The following is a 20,304-nucleotide window of genomic DNA, read 5'->3' on the forward strand; positions in this document are numbered from 1 at the left end:
CCGACAGATGATCCAAATCTACGGGCGGGGCAAGGGATTTGGATACGGTGCCGGTTCGTTCCGCGTGCCGTGCGAGTGAAGTGAGGCGTCCGATGAACCGTCCGCTGATCGGGATCAGTACCTATCTGGAGGCCTCGGCCCGCTGGGGCGTCTGGGACCTGCCGGCGACGCTGCTGCCCGCCGGTTACGCCCGGCTGGTCCGGGAGGCGGGCGGTGTGGCCGTGCTGCTGCCGCCGGACTCGCCGGAGCTCGCCGCGTCGGTGGTGGCCCGGCTCGACGCGGTGGTGACGGCGGGCGGGCCGGATGTGGATCCCGCGCGGTACGGGGCGGAGCGCGGCCCGCGGACCGGCCCGCCCGCACCGGAGCGGGACGGCTGGGAGGCGGCGCTGATCGTGGCGGCGCTGGAGTCCGGCACACCGCTGCTCGGGATCTGCCGCGGTATGCAAGTGCTGAACGTGGCGCTCGGCGGCACGCTGACGCAGCATCTGGACGGGCACGCGGGTCCTGACGGGGCGACAGGGGTTTTCGGTACGCACACGGTGACGCCGGTCGCGGGGACGCTGTACGCCTCGGTGGCACCCGGCCCGTGCGAGGTACCCACCTACCACCACCAGGCCGTGGACCGGCTCGGCGCGGGCCTGGTGGCTTCGGCGCATGCGGCGGACGGCACGGTGGAGGCGGTCGAGCGGCCGGGGCCGGGGTGGGTCCTCGGGGTGCAGTGGCACCCGGAGATGGGTGAGGACGTGCGGGTGATGCGGGCGCTGGTGGCGGCGGCCTCGCCGGCCGCCTGAGGGCCGGTACGCGCTCGACGCGACCGGTGGTCCCGCGGTATCGGCCACGGTCCCGGACAGCCGGCGGCACCCCGTCCGCGTAGCGTGGTGCAGACGAGAGAATCCGTCGCCGTCCCGTCGGGCCGCTCGCCGTGAGTGCGATCGGCCGCCTTCCCCGCCTCCCCCTCGTGGCCCGATGGCGAGAGGAGGAGCGATGTCCGTCATCACGCCGGATACGGTGAAGCAGGAGGCGTTCGCGGGACGCATGGTTCAGGTGTTGAACGACACCTGCCTGGGTCTCATGGCGGGCCTGGGCCACCAGAGCGGTCTGTTCGACACGATGGCCGGCATGGCGCCGGCCACGAGTGGGGAGATCGCGGAGGCCGCCGGGCTGAACGAGCGTTACGTACGGGAGTGGCTGGGCGCGATGGTGGTCGGGGGCATCGTCGACTATGCGCCCGAGCAGAGCACGTACGCGCTGCCGCCCGAGCATGCCGCCTCACTGACGCGGGCGGCCGGGCCGGACAATCTGGCCCGGATCGCGCAGGACTTCGGCATGATGGGCGAGGTCGAGCAGCAGGTGCTGGAGGCGTTCCGTACCGGGGGCGGTCTGCCGTACTCGGCGTTTCCGCGGTTCCAGAGCCTTCAGGCGGAGGAGTCCGGGGAGGTCTTCGACCTGGCACTGGTGAACGGGATCGTTCCACTGGTGCCCGGTCTCACGGAGCGGTTGCGCGCGGGCATCTCCGTGCTGGACATCGGTACCGGCCACGGTCACGCGGTCAACGTCCTGGCCAGGGCCTTCCCCGCGAGCCGCTTCCAGGGGCTCGACATGTCCGAGGAGGGCATCGCCGCCGCCCGCGCCGAGGCAGCCGCGCTGGGACTGGCCAACACCGCCTTCGATATCGGCGACTGCTCCGAGATCTCCGGCTCCTACGAGCTGATCACGGCGTTCGACGTCATCCACGACCTGGCCCGGCCGGCGCGCACGCTGGCCGCCGTCGCCGCCGCCCTGGCACAGGACGGCGTGTTCCTGATGGGGGACATCGCGGCGTCCAGCCGCCTGGAGGAGAACATCGACCACCCGCTGGGCCCGGCGCTGTACACGTTCTCGGTGTTCTACTGCATGAGTGTCTCGCTGGGCGAGGGCGGTGAGGGCCTCGGCACGGTCTGGGGTGAGCAGACCGCCCGGAAGATGCTCGGCGAGGCCGGATTCGGCCGGATAGACACCCAGCGGGTCGAGGGCGACATCCTGAACGTCTACTACGTGGCGCGGCACTGAAGGGCTGTCCCGCAATTCCTGGTGGATCAGCGCGCGGCGTCAGATGCGGTGCATCGCAAGGCGGAGGGACGCCCGAATACTGGATGTATTCGGGCGTTCCGACAACGCGGCGAGGTGCCGTAGCTGTCGTCGCGCGCCCGCCAGGAATTGCGGGACAGTCCTTAGGAAGTGCCGTCAAGCGCGCCGCCGAGCCGACCGCGCAGCCAGTCCAGGGCGGTCGCGCCCTGCGCCGCCTGGAACGCCCTGACCGTCGGCAGGCCCGGCGGGTCGGGGAGCAGTGAGTGCGCGACGAAGTAGCCGGTCAGGGCGGCGAGTACGGCGGTGACTCCGGCGGGGTCGGCGTCCCGGCCGAGCGGGTGGGCGGTGAAGAGGGTCTCCGGGTCGGGGCCGCCCTGAGCCGCCATGCACGGCAGCATCGCCAGCAGGTCGAACCAGGGCGCGGCACGCATCGCGTGGGGCCAGTCGACGAAGACGACCTGGTCCTCGGTCAGCAGGATGTTGTCCGCGCGCAGGTCACCGTGGACGAGGCTGTCGCCGGTGACGTGCTGCGCCCAGCCGGACTCCAGTTCCGCGAGAGCGCCGAGCCGGCGGGCCGCCCAGGGGTCCAGGCGGGCGGTGTCCCCTGCCGCGTGCAGGGTCCGCCAGCCGGTGAACATCGTCGCCTCGCGCTCACCGGCGGGGGGCGCGTCGACAGGGGCCGGGGTAAGGGTGCGGGACAGGTCACCGACGGCCGCCAGGACACGTTGCAGCTCGGCCGGCTCCCAGGGGACGCGGGGCTGGTGTCCTTCGATGTCCTCCAGCACGAGCGCGACGCAGGTCCCGTCGTCGTACGAGCCGAGCAGCCTCGGTACGGGGGCGTGCGGCGGGAGCGCCGCGGTGTGGCGGGCCTCGGCGCGGTGCAGGTCCGGGCTGCCGGGGTTGGTCTCGGCGCTCACCGCCTTGACGAAGGCGCGCCGTCCGTCCGCGAGCCGGACCCGGGCGGCGACGCCGGGCGAGAAGCCGCAGCTCTGGCTCCGGGCTTCGACGACCGGCGCGCCGAGGATGTCCTGGACGGCGCTCCGTACGGTGTCGGGCAGGTCGGCCCAGTAGTGGCGGACGCCTGTGGCGGGCGGTGCGGTCACGGTCATCCGCACATCCTTCCCGCCGCCGGGCGGGCGGGCCACCGGTTTCTGACGCCCCCACCCCGGCCTCAGTCGCCGGACGGCCCCGAACGCGTCAGGGCGAGCAGGTCGCGGGCCGGGCCCGTGGGGCGGTGGCCGGCGGGCCAGACGGCGCGGAGCTGGCGGCGCAGGCGGACACCGGCGATCGGGACCTTGACCAGGCGCCGGGCGGAGAGTTCCTCGCCGAGGGCCAGTTCGCTCAGGACGCAGGGCCCGGCGCCGCTCTCCGCCGCGCCCTTCACCGCCGTGGTGGAGGAGAGCTCCAGGAGCGGCTGGGCCAGTCCCCCGTGCACGGCGAGGGCGGCGCCCAGGACCTGGCGGGTGCCGGAGCCGTGCTCGCGCAGGATCAGCGGGGTCCCGGCCAGCTCCTTCGGGGTCAGTGCGGTGCGGCGGCGGGCCCAGGCGTGCGACGGGGCGACCACGACGACCAGGCGGTCGTGCGCGATGACCGTGCCGTCCAGCCCCTCCGGCACGGAAAGCCCCTCGACGAAGCCGAGGTCCGCCTCGCCGGTCAGCAGCCGTTGCGCGACCACCGCGGAGTTGCCGGCGAGCAGCGACACCGCGGTGTCCGGCCGTTCGCCGCGCAGCGCTATCAGCCAGCCGGGGAGCAGGTATTCGGCGATGGTCATGGAGGCGGCGACCCGCAGCCGGGAGTCGCGGCGGTCCCGCAGCGCCTGGGCACCCGCGTCGAACGCCTCGGCGGCCTCGACGACCCGGCGCGCCCAGTCGGTGACGAGCGCGCCCGCGTCGGTGAGGCGGGAGCCGCGGGGCGAACGGTCAAGGAGGGCGAGGCCGAGCTGCCGTTCCATCGAGCGGATCCGGCTGCTGGCGGCGGGCTGGGTGATGCCGACGTCCCGGGCGGCGCGTCCGAGGCTGCCGTGCCGGGCGACGGCGAGCAGCAGCTCCAGCGCACCGAGATCGGGTACCCGGTGGGACAGAAGTGCGGGCGCGTCGCTGATCATAAGTCCACCTTATGACCTCATAGGGCGGGACTCCCTGGTGGGGGACGATCCGCGGGCCGAGAATCGTGGCATGGCCATCTTTCCGCAGACCCGCACCGCTCCTCCGTACGCCGGCACCGTCCGGCGGCCGGCCCTGCGGCACTTCGGCCCCAATTGGTACGCGACCGTCATGGGCACCGCGATCGTGGCCAGCGCCGGCGCCGCCCTGCCCGTGCACGTCCCCGGGCTGCGGGCGGCCTGCACGCTGGTGTGGGTCCTCTCGGCGGTTCTGCTGGCCGCCGTGCTCGCGGCCCGCGCCGGGCACTGGGCCGCACACCGCGACCAGGCCCGCGCGCATCTGCTGGATCCGGCGGTCGCGCCGTTCTACGGCTGTCTCTCGATGGCTCTGCTGGCCGTCGGCGGTTCCGGGATGGTGGTGGGCAGGGACGTGATCGGCCATCAGGCGGCCCTGGTGCTGGATGTGCTGCTGTACACCGCGGGCACACTGACCGGACTGGCCGCGGCCGTGGCGATTCCGTATCTGATGATCGTGCGCCACCGGCCCGAGCCCGGCACCGCGTCCCCGGTGTGGCTGCTGCCTGTGGTGGCTCCCATGGTGTCGGCCGCTCTCGGCCCGCTGCTGGTGCCGGAACTTCCCGAGGGCCAGTGGCGGGAGGCGATGCTGCTCGCCTGCTACGCGATGTTCGGGCTGAGCCTGCTGGCGACGCTGGTGATGCTGCCGCTGATCTTCGCCCGGCTGGTCCACCGCGGTCCGCTGCCGCTCGTGCTGACGCCCACCCTGTTCCTGGTGCTCGGCCCGCTGGGTCAGTCGACGACCGCGGTCAATGCGCTGGCCGATGTGGCGCCGGGTGCGATCCAGGCACCGTACGCCTCCGCGCTCGGGGCGTTCGCCGTGCTGTACGGGGTGCCGGTCATGGGGTTCGCGCTGTTGTGGCTCGCGCTGTCCGTCGCCCTGGTGGTGCGGGCGGTGCGGGGCGGGATGACCTTCGCCATGACGTGGTGGGGCTTCACCTTCCCCGTCGGTACGTGCGTGACGGGCGCTGCCGGTCTGGCCCGGCACACCGGTCTGGCGGCGTTCACCTGGCTGGCCGTCGCCCTGTACGTCCTGCTGGTGGCGGCCTGGGCGGTGGCCGGGGCGCGCACGCTGCGCGGGCTGCTGAGCGGGATGCTGCTCGCGGCGCCGCAGGGGCCCGCGCCGGTGACGGCCCGTACCGCGTGACATACGGCGCGCCGGTTGCTCAGCGCCGTGGGTCGAACGTGGCGTCGATGTGCTCGGCGACCGCGACGACCAGCAGCCGGGTCCCGGGGACCGTGGCCCGCCAGCGGTGGCGCACCCCGCCCGAGAGGAACAGCGTGTCGCCACGCTCCAGCCGGTAGGCCTGCCCCTCGGCCTCCACCTCGGCGGCGCCCTCCGCCACGTACATCACCTCGTCGTTGCGGTGCTGGAACTCTCGCCCGAGGTCGAGCTCGCCGGTGAATTCGAGGGCACTGAGCTGGTGGCGGCCGCGCACCACCCTGCGCACACCGTCCTCCTGCGCGCCACGCACGACGTCGACCGCGCGCGCCGAGTCCGCGGCGGCGCGCAGGCGTGCGGTGGTCGTCTCCAGGGCTTCGGCGACCCGGTCCAGGGAACGGGCACTGGGTCTGGCCCGTTCGTTCTCGATCTGGCTGAGAAACGGCACGGACAGACCGCTGCGTGCGGCGACCGCGGCCAGGGTGAGTCCCAGGGATCTGCGCTGTCGGCGGACCGCGGCGCCCACCCGGAGTGTTTCCTTGTCGTCCATGTCCGGCTCCCTCCCGACTCGCCATCCTTCCGGTTGCCAGCACCTTACGCACACCGTTACGCGAGGACGGAGGGGAAAGAGTCGTCCGGACAGCCCGAAAGGGGTGGGCACCGCCACCGGCGGTGCCCACCCCTTTCCGTGCCGATGCCCCTGGTGGGGCCGCTGCCACGGCTACTGCTGAGGAGCCATCTTGTCCGCGATGCCCGGATTCATGTCCATCCAGGCCTTCACGGCTTCCTCCTCGTGCCCCGCACCGCGCTTCTGGATCTGGTTCTCCAGGCCGGCGAGCTGGCCCTCGCTGAGCTTGAAGTCCTTGAACCACTTGGTCAGCTGCGGGTAGTTCTGCGGGAACTCCTTGGAGGCGATGGTGTGCAGCCGGTCGCCGTCACCGAAGGCCTTCTTCGGGTCCTGGAGCTTGGTCATCTTGTACTCGCTGTACGCCCAGTGCGGGGTCCACAGCACGACGGCGATGGGCTCCTTCTTGGCGTACGCGCGCTTCAGCTCGGCCAGCATGGCCGGAGTGGAGCCGTCGACGACCTTGTACTCCTCGTCCAGGCCGTAGCCCGGCAGCACGTTCTTCTTGAGGTTCTCCATCGTGGCGGTGCCCGGTTCGATGCCGACGATCCGGCCCTTGAACTGCGAGCCCTTGCCCTTCAGGTCCGCCAGGGACTTCACGTCCTTGACGTAGTCGGGCACCGCGATCTCGATGGAGGTCGGGCCGTACCACGAGCCGATGTCGGTCAGCTTGGAGCCGTACTTGTCCCAGTAGTTCTTCTGGGTGTACGGCAGCCAGCCGTCGAACTGCACGTCGATCTGGCCGCGGGACATGGCGGCGTACATCGGGCCGACCTCGAACTGCTTGAGGTTGATCTTGTACCCGCGGTCCTCCAGGACGGCCTTCCACAGGTACGTGGCGGCGATGTCCTCCTCCCACGGGAACCAGGCCATCTCGACGGCACGGTCGCGCTCGTCCTTGCCGTCGGCACCCTTGGAGGTGGCGGCCTTCTTGACCGGGGTCCACTTGTCGGCGACGCCCGGGTTGGCCTTCAGCCAGGTCTGAACGGCCTCCTGCTCCTTGCCGGAGCCGCTCTTCTGGATCTGCGCCTCAAGACTGGTGAGCTGTTCCTCGGTCATCTTGAAGTTCTTCAGCCAGCTGCCGACCTCGGGGTTGTCGGCCGCGAAGCCCTTGCGGGTCAGCGTGTGAATGCCGTCGCCCTTGCCCCAGAGGTTCTTGGGGTCCTTGAGCTTGGTGAGGTCGTACTGGTTGTACGCCCAGTGCGGCGACCAGAGAGGAACGACGATCGGTTCCTTCTTGGCGTACGCGCGCTTCAGCTCGGCCAGCATGGCCGGGGTGGAGCCGTCGACGACCTTGTACTCCTTGTCCAGGCCGTAGCCCGGCAGGATCTTGTCCTTGAGCAGGCCCGTCTCACCGGCGCTCGGCTCGATGCCGACGATCCGGCCCTTGAAGTCGGACGCCTTGCCCTTGAGGTCGTCGAGGGAGTCGACGCCCTTCACGTACGAGGGGACGGCGAGCTCCAGCGAGGTGGGGCCGTACCAGGAGCCCATGTCCTCCAGGCGGTCCTTGTACTTCTTCCAGTACGCGGCGTGGGTGACCGGCAGCCAGGAGTCGGTCTCGAAGTCGATCTGACCGCCCGCCATGCCGGTGTACAGCGCACCGGCCTCGTACTGCTTGACGTCGACCTCGAAGCCGCGCTGCTCCAGCAGTTCCTTCCACAGGAAGGTGGAGGCGATGCCTTCGTCCCACGGGATGTAGCCCATGCTGATCTTCTTGCCGGCCCCGATGTTCTTCGGGTCGGAGCTCGCGGTGCCGTCCGTGTCCGAGGAACCGAACATGCCCATGCCGCCGGCGACGAGCGCGAGGACGACGATGCCGACCAGGGCGACGACGGGCTGCGGGCGGTAGTTCCACACCTTGAGTCCGCCGGTCACCGACTGCGCCTTGGCGAGCGCGCGGCGGGCGAGCGGGGAGACCTCGCGGCCCAGGGCGCTGGTCATGCGGTCCAGGTACATCGCCAGGACGACGATGGAGACGCCGGCCTCGAAGCCGAGCCCGACGTCGACGTTGCCGATGGCGCGGTAGACGGAGCCGCCGAGGCCGCCGCCGCCGACCATGCCGGCGATGACCACCATGGACAGGCCCAGCATGATGACCTGGTTGATGCCCGCCATGATCGTGGGCAGCGCGAGCGGCAGCTGCACCCGCAGCAGGGTGTTGCGCGAGGTGGTGCCGAAGGCCTCGGCCGCCTCGACGAGTTCGCCGTCGACCTGGCGGATGCCGAGTTCGGTCATCCGGACGCCCGGGGGCAGCGCGAAGATGATGGTGGCGATGATCCCGGGGACCACGCCGACGCCGAAGAAGATGACGCCGGGGATCAGGTAGACCATGGCGGGCATGGTCTGCATGAAGTCGAGGACCGGCCGGGTCACCGCGCTGACGGTCTTCGAGCGGGACGCCCAGATACCGAGGGGTACGGCCAGGACCAGCGTCACGATGGTCGCGACGAGCACCAGGGTGAGGGTGTCCATCGCTTCGTCCCACAGCTCGACGGAGTCGATGAGGGCGAAGCCGACGAACGCGAGCACACCGGCGAGCAGGCCGCGCAGCCACCATGCGATGACGGCGACGATGCCCGCGAAGAGCAGGGGCGCGGGGGCGGAGAGTACGGCGGCGATGCCGTCGAACATGCCGCTCACGACGGAGCTGATGGCGTCGAAGAGCCAGGCCAGGTGGGTCTGGAGCCAGTCGACGGCGGAGTCGACCCAGTCGCCGAGATGGAGCCTAAACACTGGCCACCTTCTTCAGCGAGGCCTGGGCGCCCTGGGGAGCCTCGGTGGGGGTCATCGGCTCACCGAGGACGGCGAGCAGCCGGGCCCTCGGCACGACACCGATGAGCTTGCCCTTGTCGTCGGTCACGGCGACCGCGACACCGCTCTGCGAGCAGGGCGTGAACAGCTCGATGATCGGGGTGGACTCGACGACGGTGGCCGGTGCCTCCCGAAGGACGTCGGCGGGCGTACGCAGTTCCTTGCCGTCGTCGGTGGTGGTGCCCATCACGGTGTGCGGTTCGGCCATGATGGCGCCCGCGGTCAGCACCCGGGAGCGGTCCACGTCCTGGGTGAAGGACGCGACGTAGTCATTGGCCGGGGTGACGAGGATGTCCTCGGCGGTGCCGAGCTGGACTATCTCGCCGTCGCGCATCACCGCGATGCGGTCGCCGAGGCGCATGGCCTCGTTGAGGTCGTGGGTGATGAAGACGATGGTCTTCTTCAGCCGCTTCTGCAGCTCCAGGAGCTGGTCCTGCATGTCACGGCGGATCAGCGGGTCGAGCGCGCTGAAGGACTCGTCCATCAGGAGCAGGTCGGCATCGGTGGCGAGCGCGCGGGCCAGGCCGACGCGCTGCTGCATACCGCCGGACAGCTCGTCGGGCCAGGACTTCTCCCAGCCGGCGAGGCCGGTCATCTCCAGTGCCTCGGCGGCGCGGCGGTTGCGCTCGGCGCGCGGCACGCCCTGCACCTCGAGGCCGTAGCCGGCGTTCTCCAGAACGCTCCGGTGCGGGAAGAGGGCGAAGTGCTGGAACACCATGCTGATCTTGGTGGAGCGGACATGGCGGAGCTGGGCGGCGGTCAGGGCGGTCAGGTCCTGGCCGTCGAAGAGCACCTTGCCCGCGGTGGGCTCCAGCAGCCCGTTGAGCATGCGCAGCAACGTGGACTTGCCGGACCCGGACAGACCCATCACGACGAAGATCTGGCCCGGTTCCACGGTGAACGATGCATCGATCACCGCTGCGGTCGTTCCGTCGGCGCGCAGCTCGTCGCGGTCCGTGCCGCTCTCGAGCTTCTGCACGGCTTGATCGGGTCGTCTGCCGAAAACTTTGTACAAGTGTTCGGCTTGCAGCCTTGACACATACACCTCACGCGTTGAACCGAGAACGGTCTGCCACCCCCTCCGGCAGACCGTGGAGCGGTGCGGATTCGGTCCGCATGGCACGTGCACTAGTTGAAAGTGCGACGTGGTCCGCTCCGGTGCCGCGCCTGCCCCCGCTTACACAGGGCAAACATCAGAGTGACCCAGCTCACAAAAGAGCGGCCGGGGTCCGGGAACCGCGTCCGCGGCGGCCGCTGTCGGCGGGGTGCGGCATCATCGGGGTGTGACGCGACGCCTGATGCTCCTCGACACCGCTTCCCTCTACTACCGCGCCTACTTCGGGGTCCCCGACTCGGTGCGCGCACCCGACGGCACACCGGTCAACGCCGCGCGCGGGCTGCTGGACTTCATCGGCCGGCTCGTACAGGACCACCGGCCGGACGATCTGGTCGCCTGCTGGGACGCGGACTGGCGTCCGCAGTGGCGCGTCGACCTGATCCCCTCATACAAGGCGCATCGCGTCGCGGTGGAGACCGGCGAGGGACTGCCCGACGAGGAGGAGACGCCCGACACCCTGGCCCCGCAGGTGCCGGTCATCGCGGACGTCCTCGACACCCTGGGCATCGCCCGGGTCGGCGTCGCGGGGTACGAGGCGGACGATGTGATCGGCACGCTGACCGGCCTGGCGACCGGCCCGGTCGACATCGTCACCGGCGACCGGGATCTCTACCAGCTGGTGGACGACGCCCGCGGGGTGCGGGTGCTGTACCCGCTGAAAGGCGTCGGCTCCCTCCAGGTGACCGACGAGGCCTGGCTCCGCGAGAAGTACGGGGTGGACGGCTCCGGTTATGTCGATCTGGCACTGCTGCGCGGCGACCCGAGCGACGGACTGCCGGGCGTCCCCGGCATCGGCGAGAAGACGGCGGCGAAACTGCTGGACGCGTTCGGCGACCTGGCCGGGATCATGGCCGCGGTCGACGATCCGGCCGCCAAGCTGACGCCCTCGCAGCGCAAGCGGCTCGACGAGGCCCGTGACTACGTGGCCGTCGCGCCGACCGTGGTCCGGGTCGCCGGCGACGTACCCCTGCCGGATTTCGACCCCGCGCTGCCCGCCGAGCCGCGCGACCCCGCGACGCTCGAAGCCCTTGCGGACCAATGGGGACTGGGCGGAGCACTCCAGCGTCTGCTCTCCACACTCGCCGCCTGAGGTGTTAGGTTAGGTAACCCTAAGACCAATGTCCCGTGTATGGGCCAACGGTCCGGCATCCTGAGCAGGGAGACAACCTCGTGGCAGAACGACCGGCGCGGCAGGCACCCAAGGCGCAGGGTGCGCAGGTCCTGCGCACCGAGCAGATCACCCCGCACATGATCCGGGTGGTGCTCGGCGGTGACGGTCTCGCCGACTTCACGCTGTCCGGCTTCTCCGACCATTACGTCAAGCTGTGCTTCGCCCCCGAGGGCGCCGAGTACACGCACCCCTTCGACATGGCCCGCATCCGCGAGGAGTTCCCGCGCGAGCTCTGGCCCACGACGCGTACCTACACGGTGCGTTCCTGGGACCCGGACGCCCGGGAGCTGGCGATCGACTTCGTGGTGCACGGCGACGAGGGCCTCGCAGGCCCGTGGGCGGCGCGCGCGGCCGCGGGTGACCAGGTGACCTTCCTGGGCCCCGGCGGTGGTTACGGCCCCGACGCCTCGGCCGGCTGGCACCTTCTGGTGGGCGACGAGAGCGCCCTGCCGGCCGTCGCCGCGGCACTGGAGCAGATGCCCGCGGGCGCGGTGGTGCACGCGTTCATCGAGGTCGCGGACGCCTCGGAGGAGCAGAAGATCGCGTCGCCGGACGGCGTCGAGGTCACCTGGCTGCACCGGGGCGAGCGCCCGGTGGGCGAGGCGCTCGTCGCCGCGGTGAAGGCGCTGGAGTTCCCCGCGGGCGACGTCCAGGCGTTCGTCCACGGCGAGGCGGGCTTCGTCAAGGAGATCCGCCGCCACCTGAGGCTCGACCGCGGGATCCCGCTGCCGCAGTTGTCGATCTCCGGCTACTGGCGGCTCGGCCAGAACGACGACGCCTGGCGCTCGGTCAAGCGCGAGTGGAACGAGCAGGTGGAGCGCGAGCAGGAGAGCGCCGCGTAAGCCCCCTGCCGCGAACCGCCCTGTGCCCCGGTCCATGGACCGGGGCACAGCCATGTCCGCACACCGGCCCCACGGCACGGCCCCACAGCGCCGGACCCACAACACCGGTCCCGTAGCCGGGACGCGGCGGCGCCGGCTCAGCCGCCCGCCTCCTCGCCGTACAGCCGTGCCGACGCGTCCACATGGGCGAGCCGTCGCAGAGCGGCGAACATCGCCTCGCCGAGCACCGTGCCGACCACCACGCTCTCCACCAGGTCCTCCCGTGCCACGCGGCGCCCCACGTAGTCGAGGTCGATCCGTGCGACCTGTTCGGCGGCCGTCGCGTAGTCGTCGAGCAGTTCGACGAAACTGCCATACCCTGCTCGGCGCAGCGCCACCAGCACTTCGGCCAGCGACTCCCCGCCGGGGCTGCGCGCCTCGGACAGCCAGCCCCTGCGCTTCAACAGCTCCGCCACGTCCTCACGGGCGTCCTCCAGCTCGGGCCCGGGGTCGTCACCCTGCAACGGCGCGATGCGCTTCGCCGCCGCGCCCAGCACGTCGTGCACGGGCTGAGCCGGATCCTCCATCGCGCGGAGCACCTCCCCGATGGCCGACAGCGGGAGCCCTCCGACGTCCAGCAGGACCCGGATCAGCCGCAGCCTGCGCTCGTGTCCGTCGTCGTAACTCGCCTGGTTCGGGCTGGTCAGCCGCCCGGCAGGCAGCAGCCCCTCCCGTACGTAGAACTTGATCGTCGGTACCGGAACTCCGGACCTGCGGCTCAACTCACCGATGCGCACCGCGTGTTCTCCCTTTTCCCGCTTGCCAACCCGCACTCCATCATAGATAGTTTCACTATCGGATAGCAGAGAGCGCCACTATCCATAATCGACTCTGGGGGATCTCATGCCGCAATGGCGTACCTGGCACCGCCCGTTAGTCCTCTTCGCCGCCGCCATGGCCGTGATGACGGTCGTCTCGGGTGTCGGCCTGCTGGTCGACGACCGGGTTCTGGCAGGCTCGGCAATCTGGTTCAAACCCTTCAAGTTCGCGGTCTCGTTCGTCGTGTACGCTCTCGCGCTCGCCTGGATGCTGACGCTCCTCACCCGGGGCCGGCGCGCCGGCTGGTGGGCCGGGACCGTGGTCGCGCTCTCCAGCCTCGTCGAGATGGCGATCATCACGGCGCAGGTCGTCCGCGGGAAGCGCAGCCACTTCAACCACGCCACACCGTTCGACTCATCGCTGTTCGCCGCAATGGGCGCCACCGTGGTCATCCTGTGGACCGGCACCCTGGTCATCGCGATCCTGCTGCTGCGCGCCCGTATCGCGGACCGTGCCTCCGCCTGGGCGATCCGCTCGGGTGTGCTCCTTGCCCTGGTGGGCGCAGGCTTCGGCTTCCTCATGACGCAGCCCTCGAAGGAGCAGCGCGCGGCAGGAAACCTCGACACCGCCGATGTGGTCGGTGCGCATGCCGTGGGCGTACCGGACGGCGGGCCCTCGATGGCGCTCACCGGCTGGTCGACGACCGGCGGTGATCTGCGCATCCCGCATTTCGTGGGGATGCACGCACTCCAGTTGCTCCCCCTGTTCCTGCTGGCGCTGGTCACGCTGGCGCCGCGCTTCGCCCGGCTGCGCGACCCCCGGGTCCGACTGCACCTGGTGATGGTCACCTCCGGTGCCTATGCGGCGGTCACCGCCCTGGTCACCTGGCAGGCGCTGCGCGGCCAGCCGCTGATCCACCCGGACGACGCGACCCTCAGCGCCGCGGCGCTCGTTCTGGCCGCCACCGCCGCCGGCGCGTACGGCGCATTGCGGCCGCGCTCCGGGGCGCACACCTCCCCCACCGTCGAGAAGGAGTTCGTGTCATGACCGGTGCGCTCTTCGAGATCTCGTTCGTGCTGGCGGCGCCGTTCTGGCTGCTCATGATCTTCCTGCCGGGCCGGGCGGTCACGGCCCGGGTCGCCGCCTCACCCCTGACGGTCCTGCCGGTGCTCGCCGTCTATCTGGCGATGGCCCTTCCGGTCCTTCCCGAGCTCTGGGCGGCGGTGAGCAGCCCGGACATCGACACGTTCCGTGAACTGACTGCGCTGTCCAACGGGGCGGGAGCGGTGTGGGCGCAGGTGATCGCCTGGGATCTGCTGCTGGGCCAGTGGATGTTCCTGGAGAGCCGCCGGCTGGGCATCTCGCCATATGTGATGGGCCCGCTGCTCGTACTGACGATTCTGCTCTCGCCGTTCGGACTGCTGCTCTTCCTGGCCCTGCGCGCGGTCCGGCAACGCGGAACCCGGCCCAGGAGCGAACTCCCGGGCCGGGCGGAGGGTGCGGCGCCGGTGGACCGGCCCGTACCCGGCCGATGACGCCGGCCAGGTCCGGGCACCGGCGCTCAGACGGACTTCTGGTACGCGCGGAAGGTGCGGGTCGACAGCCAGACCGCTATCACAGCGAGCACCAGCAGCGCTCCCCCGCGGCTGAGCACCAGGACCCGGTCGGGATCCGCGCTCAGCGCCGAACGGCCGGCCACCATCGCCCAGTTGACCGGGTTGAAGTCGGCTGTGTGCCGCATCCACGAGGGCATCTGGCTCGGGGCCATGAAGGAGGTGGAGAGGAAGGTCAGCGGCAGGAGCAGGAAGGTGTTGATGCCGATGATCGACTCCCGCTGGCGGACCAGCATGCCCAGGGCGTTGGAGAACGCGCCGAACACCGTACCGAGCAGGATCGAGGCGAGGACCAGGATCAGCAGTCCGCCCACTCCGCCCGGGTAGGTGGCGCCCGCGGCCCAGCCGAGCAGGACGATGATCACGGACTGCACGGCCGTGCTGATGCCGTTCTGCACGACGTTGGCGTTCATCAGCGCGTTGCGGCTGACGGGCGTCGTCAGGAAGCGGTTGAGCGTGCCACGCTCGATCTCCTCCAGGGTGCCCATGCCGGCCCACATGCTCGACCCCAGGGCGCTCATCACGACGATGCCCGGGATCAGGTAGTCCAGGTAGGACGTGGTGCCGAAGCCGCCGAGTTCGACGACCTTCCTGAAGAGGTTGCCGAACAGGAACAGCCAGATCACCGGCTGGATCAGCGAGATCACCAGGAAGACCGGCTGCCTGAGAATCGCCGTGAGCTGGCGCTGGGTCATGTACCAGGTCTGGGCGAGTGCCTGACTGCTCATCGGGCGCCTCCTGCGGCGGGTGCAAAAGCGCTGTCGGGGCCTGCGGCCTCCGCCTCGGAGAAGCGGCGGCCGGCGTACCGCAGATAGACGTCGTCCAGGGAGGGGCGGGCGACGGTGGCGGCGGCCACGGCGGCACCGGCCCGCTCCAGGGCGGCGAGCAGCACCGGAACGGCGGCCGCGCCGTCCTCGGCGCGGACGCTGACCCGGCGTCCGTCGACCAGCACCTCGTACACGCCGGGCAGTCCGCCGAGTGCGGCGGTGGCGGCCTCGCGGTCGCCGTCGGCGCGCAGCTCCATATGGACGGCGTCGCCCCTCAGTTCACCCTTGAGCTCGTCGGGAGTGCCCTCGACGACGATGCGGCCGCGGTCGACGATCGCGATGCGTTCGGCGAGCCGGTCGGCCTCCTCCAGATAGTGCGTGGTGAGCACGATGGTCAGGCCCTCCTCACCGGCCAGCCGGGAGATCTCCTCCCACATCGCCGTGCGGGCCTCCGGGTCGAGCCCGGTGGTCGGCTCGTCGAGAAAGAGCACCTCGGGGCGGTGGACCAGGCCGAGCGCCACGTCGAGCCGGCGCTGCATTCCGCCGGAGTACCCCTTGACCTGGCGCTTCCCGGCGTCGGCGAGATCGAAGCGGTCCAGGAGCTCGTCGGCCCGGCGCTGGACGGCGGCGCCGCGCATTCCGTACAGCCGGCCCTGGAGCACCAGGTTCTCCCGGCCGGTGGCGACCGGGTCGGCGCCGGACTTCTGGGCGACCACGCCGATGGCGCGGCGGACCCGGTCGGGGTGGCGCAGCACGTCGTGGCCGGCGACGGACGCGGAGCCGGAGTCCGGGCGGGCGAGGGTGGTGAGGATCTTGACGGTGGTGGACTTCCCGGCGCCGTTGGGCCCGAGGAGCCCGAAGACGGTGCCGGGGGCGACGGTGAGGTCCATCCCGCTGAGCGCGGTGACGTCACCTGGATAGGTCTTGATCAGCTGCCGCGCCTCGACGGCGGGCGCACGGGTGCTCATGGCGGAGCTCTCCTGTGGTCGGCGGGGCACTCGGTGCTCCGAGTGCCCGTGGGGCCGAGCCGGTCCGCGAGTGGAGTGCCGGGCTATCCTGGGTGTGCCGCACCTCGATCGCCTGGCGTGCCTTCACGGCTTGTCCGGTCCGGGGTTCGAGACCTCGGCGGGTGCTGCTCCAACAGCTCCTGCCGGGGTCTTTTTCTCTTGGTCCGCCCCTTCCGTCACGCCTTGCGTTCGGGGTCGAGGGCGATGTCCTGCTCGTCCAGGTCCTGCCAGTCCTGGGGCACCTCACCGGTCTCGTGGAACGACTTCCATTCCTCGATGCCGCTGATGGTGGAGTCGGTGAGTTCCTTGACGAAGCCCCTGATCCACTCCAACTGCGCCTCGATCATGTGGAGCTGGTACTCGCTCTCCACGACGAAGACCCGGGGAAGCGTGTCACCCAGCTGGGTGAGCACCCCCCGGAGCGCCGCGGCCCGGACGGTCTGCGCCTGCTCGCGGTCCAGCAGGAGCTGCGCCACTTCGTCCGGCGGCAGCACCGGAAGCAGCGAGAGGGCCGTGTCGAAGACGGGGAACTCGGCGGCCGGCACCGCGATCAGGTCGGACAGCCAGTCCAGCATCTCGGCGCGCCCGGCCTCAGTGATGCCGTACAGCGTGCGCTCCGGGCGGTTGCCCTGCCGCTGCACGCCCGTGACCTCCACATAGCCGTGCTTCTCCAGGTTCTGGACCACGGTGTAGAGCGAGCCGAAGTTGATCTTGACGCTGTGTTCCTTGCCCCGCCGGCGGAGGGTCTGGGCGATCTCGTACGGATGCATGGCGCGCTCCGCGAGCAGCACCATCACCGTGAGCGCCAGTGGATTGCCGAGCTTTCGCCGCTTGGCCACCCGCCCCACCTCCTCACTCCGTCGCCAAATACTCGTAGCCGAACATATCGCGAGCATCCGCGGCCGTCAACCACGATGTATCGCGAAATTCGAGGAGCGTGGAAGTATCTCGCCCCCTGACCAATCCGCGCTGCCACCGGCTCCGAATCCCTGTTGGAGACCGTTGAACACCCTGGGAGGAAGCCCGCGTGAAGGAAGCAGTGCACATCAGCGGATCGGCCTCGGTGGGGCCCGATCTCCAGGAGCTGCTGGGGATGGTCGCCCGGGGCGATCAGGACGCCTTCGCCCAGGTGTACGAGGTGGTCTGCGGGCCGGTGCTCGGACTCGTGCGCAGCGTTCTGCGTGATCCCGCCCAGTCGGAGGAGGTCGCGCAGGAAGTGCTGGTCGAGGTGTGGCGCACGGCTCCGCGCTTTCAGGCCGCCCGCGGGAGCGCCATGAACTGGGTGCTGACGCTGGCCCATCACCGCGCGGTGGACCGGGTGCGCTCCGTGGAGGCCACGACGGCACGGGAGCACAAGGCCGCGCTCCTCGACCGCACGCCCGCCTTCGACAACGTCACCGAGCAGGTCGAGATCCGGCTGGAGCGGGAGCAGGTACGCCGCTGCATGCGGACCCTGTCCGAGCTGCAACGGGAGTCCGTCACCCTGGCGTACTACCGCGGGCTGACCTATCGCGAGGTGGCGGAGCTGCTCGCGGCACCGCTGGGAACGATCAAGACTCGACTGCGCGACGGACTGATCCGGCTGCGCGACTGCCTCGGGGTGAGCGCATGAGCGACGCCGGCCTTCACACACTGACCGGGGCCTACGCCCTGCACGCGCTGCCGGAATCCGAACGCCGGGATTTCGAACGCCATCTGGGCGACTGCGAGGCCTGTTCCGTCGAGGTGCGCGAGCTCTCGGAGACCGCGACCCGGCTCGGGCTCGCCGTCTCCGCCACACCGCCGCGGGAGCTGCGCGCGAGGGTGCTGCGGGAGGTCGCGACCGTACGCCAGGAGCCGCCGTCCGGCGGTGGCCGCGCCCGCACCTGGGCCCCGGGCCGCACTGCCACGGGCCGCACCGCCACGGGCCGGACCGGCCGGTGGCCGGCCTTCGCGCTCGCCGCGAGCCTGGCCGCGGCGGCCGGCTTCGGTGGCGTCGCGGTGTGGCAGCACCAGGAGGCACAGGACGCCCTGGAGCAGGCCCGTGCCGCACAGGGGGAGAACGCACAGCTCGCCCAGGTCCTGGCCGCGCCCGACGCACAGTCGCGGTCCGGGACCCTGAAGGACGGTGGAAAGGGCACGGTCGTGGTGTCCAGGAGTCAGAACAGGGCCGTGTTCCTCGCCTCGGGACTCGCCGAGGCCCCCGGCGGCAAGGTCTACCAGTTGTGGTTCGACGACAACGGCACGATGCGCTCCGCGGGCCTGATGCGGGCGTCGAGCCCCTCGTCGACAACGTATGCGGCCCTGCTCGACGGGCCGCTGGACGGAGCCACGGGCATGGGGGTCACCGTCGAACCCGCGGGCGGCTCGGCGCAGCCGACGTCGGCCCCGCTGGCGCTGATGAACCTGCCGTCGGCGTGAGCGGCGCCGTGGACGGGCCCCGGTACAGCCGTTCGGCCGGGAGCGGCTCACATTCATTCGGATGACCGACCAATCCGCCGGGCATCGGGGAACGAATCCCGGATGTGAGTGAAGATCGGAACGACACGCGGAACGGGGCCCCCGGGCCCCGGCGGTCCCGCTGGGCACGCACTGTCCTCGCCGCGCTCAGCGGTGTGATCGCCGGATTCTGCGCCCTGGCCGTCGCCGAACTCGTCGCGGCGGTCGTCCGTCCCGAGGCGGGTCCGGTCGCGGCGGTGGGCGGTGCGGTGATCGACCGCACTCCCCCGGCGCTCAAGGACTTCGCCGTACGGAACTTCGGCACGAACGACAAGCTGGTGCTGGAGCTCGGCATTCTGGCCCTGCTGGCGGTCTTCGCCATGGCGGTCGGGGTGCTGGCGCTGCGACACCGGCTGCCGGGCTCGGCGGCCGTCCTGGTTTTCGGGGTGATCGGGGCAGTCGCGGCGGCGGGGCGGCCGGAGGGCCGCGTGTCCGACGCGCTGCCCTCGATGGTGGGTGCCGTGGTGGCCGCGGGAGTGCTGTATCTCCTGGCCGGACGGCTGGCACCGGTTTCCCGTCCCTCTCCCGCGGCTGGAGAGGGGGGCGGGGAGCCGGCCCGCGGCACCTTCGACCGGCGGGGCTTCGTCATCGCGGCGAGCGCCGCGGCGGCGGCCTCGGCCGGTGCCGGGCTGCTGGGGCGGCGGCTCACCTCCGCCGTGCAGGCCGGGGCAGCCGCCTCACGGCGCGACCTCGTCCTGCCCGTACCCGCCTCGGCGGCTCCTGCGGTACCGGCGGGCGCCGATCTGCACATCCGGGGACTGAGCTCGTTCGTCACCCCGAACAAGAGCTTCTACCGGGTGGACACGGCACTCGTCGTACCGCGCCTCGACGCCGCCGAATGGCAGCTGAGCATCCACGGCAAAGGGGTGAGCAAGCCCCTGACGCTCAGCTTCCAGGACCTGCTGCGCCGGGAGATCGTCGAACGCGACATCACCCTGGCCTGTGTCTCCAACGAGGTGGGCGGGCCGTATGTCGGCAACGCCCGGTGGATCGGTGTGCGGCTGGCGGATCTGCTGCGGGAGGCCGGGGTGAAGCCCCCGTCCCGGGGCGGGCCCGCCGACCAGATCGTGGCGCGTTCGGTGGACGGCATGACGATCGGCACGCCCGTCGAAGCCGTCATGGACGGGCGCGACGCGCTGCTGGCCCTCGGCATGAACGGTGAACCGCTGCCCTTCGAGCACGGTTTCCCGGTCCGGATGGTCGTCCCCGGCCTCTACGGATACGTGTCGGCCTGCAAGTGGATCAAGGACATCGAGCTCACCACGTTCGACGACTACGACGCCTACTGGGTCAAGCGGTCCTGGTCCCGGCAGGCCCCCGTCAAGACCGAGTCCCGTATCGACACCCCCCGCCCCTTCGCCTCCCCGAAGGCCGGCACGATCCCGGTCGCCGGGGTCGCCTGGGCCCAGCACCGCGGAATCCAGCGGGTCGAGGTCCGGGTGGACGGCGGCCCGTGGAACACCGCCCGGCTGGCTGCCGAGGACAGCCGGGACACCTGGCGCCAGTGGGTGTGGGAATGGCCGGCCACCTCCGGCGACCACACCCTCGAGGTCCGCGCCACGGACGGCACCGGCGCGACCCAGACCGATCGGCGCGCCGGCACCGTACCCAACGGCGCGACCGGCTGGCACTCGGTGGTGGTCGACGTGTCCTGAGCGGACGCCCCCATG

Annotated in this window: 19 protein-coding genes; 10 read left to right on the forward strand and 9 right to left on the reverse strand. The window is 71.1% G+C overall.

Annotated features, from left to right (window positions below):
• Positions 1–92 precede the first annotated feature (92 nt).
• Both SH922_RS07085 and SH922_RS07090 read left to right on the forward strand, forming a co-directional pair.
• Positions 93–791, forward strand: a complete 699-nt coding sequence (locus tag SH922_RS07085) for a gamma-glutamyl-gamma-aminobutyrate hydrolase family protein (RefSeq protein ID WP_393056032.1) — start codon at positions 93–95, stop codon at positions 789–791.
• Between the two features lie 193 nt (positions 792–984).
• A complete protein-coding gene (locus tag SH922_RS07090; protein ID WP_393056035.1) occupies positions 985–2,049 on the forward strand; it encodes a methyltransferase domain-containing protein in 1,065 nt (354 codons plus the stop codon).
• A 161-nt stretch (positions 2,050–2,210) separates the two neighbouring features.
• On the opposite strand, the gene SH922_RS07095 is transcribed toward SH922_RS07090, so the two are convergent.
• The gene (locus SH922_RS07095; protein WP_393056038.1) at positions 2,211–3,176 is read right to left on the reverse strand and encodes an aminoglycoside phosphotransferase family protein; all 966 of its coding nucleotides are present in this window, start codon (positions 3,174–3,176) and stop codon (positions 2,211–2,213) included.
• Positions 3,177–3,238: 62 nt separating this feature from the next.
• The gene (locus SH922_RS07100; protein WP_393056041.1) at positions 3,239–4,171 is read right to left on the reverse strand and encodes a LysR family transcriptional regulator; all 933 of its coding nucleotides are present in this window, start codon (positions 4,169–4,171) and stop codon (positions 3,239–3,241) included.
• Between the two features lie 70 nt (positions 4,172–4,241).
• Between SH922_RS07100 and SH922_RS07105 the strand changes: the two genes are divergently transcribed.
• Entirely contained in the window at positions 4,242–5,390 is a 1,149-nt protein-coding gene (locus tag SH922_RS07105) for a TDT family transporter (RefSeq protein ID WP_393056044.1), read from the forward strand.
• A gap of 19 nt (positions 5,391–5,409) precedes the next feature.
• Here SH922_RS07105 and SH922_RS07110 read toward each other — a convergent pair whose 3' ends face one another.
• The 3 genes from SH922_RS07110 to SH922_RS07120 form a co-directional block, all read right to left on the reverse strand.
• On the reverse strand, positions 5,410–5,955 hold the full coding sequence (locus SH922_RS07110; RefSeq protein WP_393056047.1) for a helix-turn-helix domain-containing protein: 546 nt from the start codon (positions 5,953–5,955) through the stop codon (positions 5,410–5,412).
• Between the two features lie 171 nt (positions 5,956–6,126).
• Positions 6,127–8,763 carry an ABC transporter permease/substrate binding protein gene (locus SH922_RS07115; RefSeq protein WP_393056050.1) on the reverse strand — a complete coding sequence of 879 codons (2,637 nt, stop codon included), beginning with the start codon at positions 8,761–8,763 and terminating at the stop codon, positions 6,127–6,129.
• On the reverse strand, positions 8,756–9,820 hold the full coding sequence (locus SH922_RS07120) for a glycine betaine/L-proline ABC transporter ATP-binding protein (RefSeq protein ID WP_393056052.1): 1,065 nt from the start codon (positions 9,818–9,820) through the stop codon (positions 8,756–8,758). The genes SH922_RS07115 and SH922_RS07120 overlap by 8 nt, the downstream gene beginning before the upstream one ends.
• A 319-nt stretch (positions 9,821–10,139) precedes the next feature.
• Between SH922_RS07120 and SH922_RS07125 the strand changes: the two genes are divergently transcribed.
• Positions 10,140–11,048, forward strand: a complete 909-nt coding sequence (locus tag SH922_RS07125) for a 5'-3' exonuclease H3TH domain-containing protein (RefSeq protein WP_393063481.1) — start codon at positions 10,140–10,142, stop codon at positions 11,046–11,048.
• 80 nt (positions 11,049–11,128) lie between these two features.
• A complete protein-coding gene (locus tag SH922_RS07130) occupies positions 11,129–11,971 on the forward strand; it encodes a siderophore-interacting protein (RefSeq protein WP_393056055.1) in 843 nt (280 codons plus the stop codon).
• 137 nt (positions 11,972–12,108) lie between these two features.
• Here the strand turns inward: SH922_RS07130 and SH922_RS07135 are convergent, their stop codons facing one another.
• Positions 12,109–12,747, reverse strand: coding sequence for a MerR family transcriptional regulator (locus tag SH922_RS07135; protein WP_393056059.1), 639 nt, complete (start codon positions 12,745–12,747; stop codon positions 12,109–12,111).
• Between the two features lie 106 nt (positions 12,748–12,853).
• Between SH922_RS07135 and SH922_RS07140 the strand changes: the two genes are divergently transcribed.
• The gene (locus tag SH922_RS07140) at positions 12,854–13,816 is read left to right on the forward strand and encodes a hypothetical protein (protein ID WP_393056062.1); all 963 of its coding nucleotides are present in this window, start codon (positions 12,854–12,856) and stop codon (positions 13,814–13,816) included.
• Positions 13,813–14,304 carry an ABA4-like family protein gene (locus SH922_RS07145; protein WP_393056065.1) on the forward strand — a complete coding sequence of 164 codons (492 nt, stop codon included), beginning with the start codon at positions 13,813–13,815 and terminating at the stop codon, positions 14,302–14,304. The genes SH922_RS07140 and SH922_RS07145 overlap by 4 nt, the downstream gene beginning before the upstream one ends.
• A gap of 26 nt (positions 14,305–14,330) precedes the next feature.
• Here SH922_RS07145 and SH922_RS07150 read toward each other — a convergent pair whose 3' ends face one another.
• The 3 genes from SH922_RS07150 to SH922_RS07160 all read right to left on the reverse strand — a co-directional run bounded on the left by SH922_RS07150 (position 14,331) and on the right by SH922_RS07160 (position 16,995).
• Positions 14,331–15,110, reverse strand: a complete 780-nt coding sequence (locus SH922_RS07150; RefSeq protein ID WP_393056068.1) for an ABC transporter permease — start codon at positions 15,108–15,110, stop codon at positions 14,331–14,333.
• Positions 15,107–16,117 carry an ABC transporter ATP-binding protein gene (locus tag SH922_RS07155; protein WP_393056071.1) on the reverse strand — a complete coding sequence of 337 codons (1,011 nt, stop codon included), beginning with the start codon at positions 16,115–16,117 and terminating at the stop codon, positions 15,107–15,109. Before SH922_RS07155 ends, SH922_RS07150 begins: the two co-directional genes overlap by 4 nt.
• A 215-nt stretch (positions 16,118–16,332) precedes the next feature.
• Entirely contained in the window at positions 16,333–16,995 is a 663-nt protein-coding gene (locus tag SH922_RS07160) for a helix-turn-helix transcriptional regulator (RefSeq protein ID WP_393056074.1), read from the reverse strand.
• A gap of 188 nt (positions 16,996–17,183) precedes the next feature.
• Here SH922_RS07160 and SH922_RS07165 point away from each other — a divergent pair, with 188 nt between their 5' ends.
• From SH922_RS07165 to SH922_RS07175, 3 genes are all read left to right on the forward strand, one after another.
• The gene (locus SH922_RS07165) at positions 17,184–17,768 is read left to right on the forward strand and encodes a sigma-70 family RNA polymerase sigma factor (protein ID WP_393056077.1); all 585 of its coding nucleotides are present in this window, start codon (positions 17,184–17,186) and stop codon (positions 17,766–17,768) included.
• A complete protein-coding gene (locus SH922_RS07170; protein ID WP_393056080.1) occupies positions 17,765–18,556 on the forward strand; it encodes an anti-sigma factor domain-containing protein in 792 nt (263 codons plus the stop codon). The genes SH922_RS07165 and SH922_RS07170 overlap by 4 nt, the downstream gene beginning before the upstream one ends.
• Positions 18,557–18,660: 104 nt before the next feature.
• Positions 18,661–20,289 (forward strand): molybdopterin-dependent oxidoreductase, encoded by a 1,629-nt coding sequence (locus tag SH922_RS07175; RefSeq protein ID WP_393056083.1) that lies wholly within the window; start codon positions 18,661–18,663, stop codon positions 20,287–20,289.
• Positions 20,290–20,304: the final 15 nt, after the last annotated feature.

The organism is Streptomyces sp. LN549 (assembly GCF_043203805.1).
Lineage (GTDB): Bacteria > Actinomycetota > Actinomycetes > Streptomycetales > Streptomycetaceae > Streptomyces.

Bases quoted from the DNA above. Each gene is read 5' to 3' on its own strand.
- SH922_RS07085 (WP_393056032.1), top strand. From the start codon at position 93: ATGAACCGTCCGCTGATCGGGATCAGTACCTATCTGGAGGCCTCGGCC.
- SH922_RS07090 (WP_393056035.1), top strand. From the start codon at position 985: ATGTCCGTCATCACGCCGGATACGGTGAAGCAGGAGGCGTTCGCGGGA.
- SH922_RS07095 (WP_393056038.1), bottom strand. From the start codon at position 3,176: ATGACCGTGACCGCACCGCCCGCCACAGGCGTCCGCCACTACTGGGCC.
- SH922_RS07100 (WP_393056041.1), bottom strand. From the start codon at position 4,171: ATGATCAGCGACGCGCCCGCACTTCTGTCCCACCGGGTACCCGATCTC.
- SH922_RS07105 (WP_393056044.1), top strand. From the start codon at position 4,242: ATGGCCATCTTTCCGCAGACCCGCACCGCTCCTCCGTACGCCGGCACC.
- SH922_RS07110 (WP_393056047.1), bottom strand. From the start codon at position 5,955: ATGGACGACAAGGAAACACTCCGGGTGGGCGCCGCGGTCCGCCGACAG.
- SH922_RS07125 (WP_393063481.1), top strand. From the start codon at position 10,140: ATGCTCCTCGACACCGCTTCCCTCTACTACCGCGCCTACTTCGGGGTC.
- SH922_RS07140 (WP_393056062.1), top strand. From the start codon at position 12,854: ATGCCGCAATGGCGTACCTGGCACCGCCCGTTAGTCCTCTTCGCCGCC.
- SH922_RS07145 (WP_393056065.1), top strand. From the start codon at position 13,813: ATGACCGGTGCGCTCTTCGAGATCTCGTTCGTGCTGGCGGCGCCGTTC.
- SH922_RS07150 (WP_393056068.1), bottom strand. From the start codon at position 15,110: ATGAGCAGTCAGGCACTCGCCCAGACCTGGTACATGACCCAGCGCCAG.
- SH922_RS07155 (WP_393056071.1), bottom strand. From the start codon at position 16,117: ATGAGCACCCGTGCGCCCGCCGTCGAGGCGCGGCAGCTGATCAAGACC.
- SH922_RS07170 (WP_393056080.1), top strand. From the start codon at position 17,765: ATGAGCGACGCCGGCCTTCACACACTGACCGGGGCCTACGCCCTGCAC.